A 2,289-nucleotide genomic window follows, 5' to 3' on the forward strand; every position below is an offset into this window, starting at 1 on the left:
AGAGGAAAAACATGTCTGAAGCAAATCAAAACTTAGCTGAGCTTGCCCGCAAAAAGCGCCACCTGCATTTGATTGAAAAAATCCAGGCAGGCAAAGCCTTAACTAAACAGGAAATTACCGAGCTTGAGCAGTTTGAGACTGAACCCTTACCGGCCACTATTGTCAAGACCGTGGAAGAGGTAGCCAAGGTCATGGGTGTTACTTACCGGACTGTGCAGCGCTGGAAATTAGACGGCATGCCTTCAACTAAGGAAGGCTTCTATGACTTAGAAGAAATAAATAGCTGGCATGTGCAAAGAAGCCAGCGTTTTAAAGAACAGGACGGCCGGGCCTACTGGGATGAGAAGATCAGCCAGTATAAGGCAGAGCTGTTAAGGCTTGAGGTTAAAAAAGCAACCAGCGAGGTTATCCTTTACCGCGAGCACGTTGAAATTATAAGAGAGCAGGTGCGGGGAATTAAGATGGGCTTTTTAAGGCTTCCGCATTATATTGCGCCAAAATTATACCAGCAGGAGCCGAAAGTAATCTGCGAGATTTTAGACAATGAAATCAGATCCATCATCAACCAGTTTGCCGGAGCATATAATGCCGATAAGACTGACAAAGGAAAATCTAAAGACCATTAAGCCATACGCTGCAACTGAATGGGTTTTGCCGAATAAGATGACGGTAAGTGTTTGGGCGGATACGTTCAGGCGCCTGGATGCAAAGACTTCAGCTGAGCCCGGGCAGTGGTCTACAAACAGGACGCCATATCTAAAAGGAATAATGGATGCCTTTACTGATCCTTTAGTAGATGAAATTACGGTTATGTCTGCCTCGCAGGTAGGAAAGACCGAAGCAATTCTAAATATGCTCGGCTATATCATTGACCAGGATCCGGGTCCGACGCTTATGGTTTTGCCGAGAGCTGATGATGCCAAGAGTGTATCTTCTAACCGCATAAAGCCGATGATTCAAAATTCTGCCAGTCTAGCAAAGTATATCCCGCAAAATGCAGATGAGATTACCAAGCTTGAATACCACTTTGACCGGATGATTCTTTATTTTGCCGGCTCAAACTCACCGGCTGATCTTGCCTCAAGGCCTATCAGGTATTTATTCTTAGATGAGGTGGATAAATACCCGAAATTCTCAGGACGCGAAGCCGACCCGATAAAGCTTGCGCAGGAGCGCCAGAAAACCTTTTGGAATAAAAAGACAGTCAAAGTTTCCACACCTACTACCCGGGAAGGTTATATCTATCGGGAGTATGAAAAATCAGACCAGAGGCAGTTTTTTGTGCCCTGCCCTCACTGCGGGAAAATGCAGGTTTTGGTCTTTGGCCAGGTGAAATGGCCTGCAGGAGAATCTTCTCCTGAGAAAATCAAAAATGACCGGCTGGCCTGGTATGAGTGCCTGCACTGCAAACAGCACATTGAAGATTCCCAAAAACCTAAAATGATGCTTGGCGGCGAGTGGGTTGCTGACAGGAAAGAACCGAATAAGAATAGGGGTTTCTGTCTCAGCTCTTTATATTCTCCTTGGCTTACCTGGAGCGACATCGCATCCGAGTTCTTAAAATCAAAAGACTACGTTGAGCTCTTGATGAACTTCGTCAACTCATGGCTGGCGCAGGTCTGGGAGGAAAAGATTGAGGAGACCACAGTGGACAAGGTGCGAAATCTTGCCCGGGACTATGACGAAGGGATGGTGCCGGATGAGGTTTTAGTTTTGACTGCAGGCGTAGATGTGCAGAAGGATCACTTTTATTTTGTTATCCGCGGCTGGGGATATTACGAGGAATCCTGGCTTATCCGCGCCGGAGAAGTTGATTATTGGCAGGACATAGAAGAGGCCTTATTCAAGACAGAATATAAACGCTTAACTTCCGCCGAAACTCTTCCCGTGTATATGTCCTGCATAGACTCAGGCTTTAAGACTGATGAGGTGTACCGTTTCTGCAGGCACTGGCAGGATAAAACAAAGGCAATAAAAGGCGTTGAAGATATAACCGGCGGCAGATTTTACAGGGCAAATAAAATAGACATTAATTCCCGCACCGGAGCAGTTATTCCAGGCGGCCTTGTCTTATGGCATTTAAATGTCACGCAGTATAAAGATAAAATCAACCGGCTCATTCATTCCCGGGATCCGGTTAAATGGCACATCTTTAAGCAGCCCAGCGATGAATATCTAAATCAGTTTGCTTCCGAGCACAAAATTTTAATCCGTAACCGCACCACAGGCAAAGCAAGGGAAATCTGGCAGAAGAAAAAAGAAGCAGCTGCAAATCATTTCCTTGACGCT

General features: G+C 45.8%; 2 protein-coding genes. Both read left to right on the plus strand.

All coding sequences use genetic code 11. The features are described 5' to 3' along the window. The first annotated feature begins 11 nt into the window (after positions 1-11). A complete protein-coding gene (locus HZA10_00495; protein ID MBI5194781.1) occupies positions 12-626 on the plus strand; it encodes a hypothetical protein in 615 nt (204 codons plus the stop codon). Further along, positions 586-2,289 (plus strand): phage terminase large subunit family protein (locus HZA10_00500; GenBank protein ID MBI5194782.1); only part of this gene is annotated, 1,704 nt, incomplete at its 3' end. The genes HZA10_00495 and HZA10_00500, both read left to right, overlap by 41 nt.

It is taken from the genome of Nitrospirota bacterium, assembly GCA_016212185.1.
In the GTDB taxonomy this organism is placed as follows: Bacteria; Nitrospirota; Thermodesulfovibrionia; order UBA6902; family DSMQ01; genus JACRGX01.

Coding starts and splice junctions, on each gene's coding strand:
- HZA10_00495 (MBI5194781.1), top strand. CDS start 12: ATGTCTGAAGCAAATCAAAACTTAGCTGAGCTTGCCCGCAAAAAGCGC.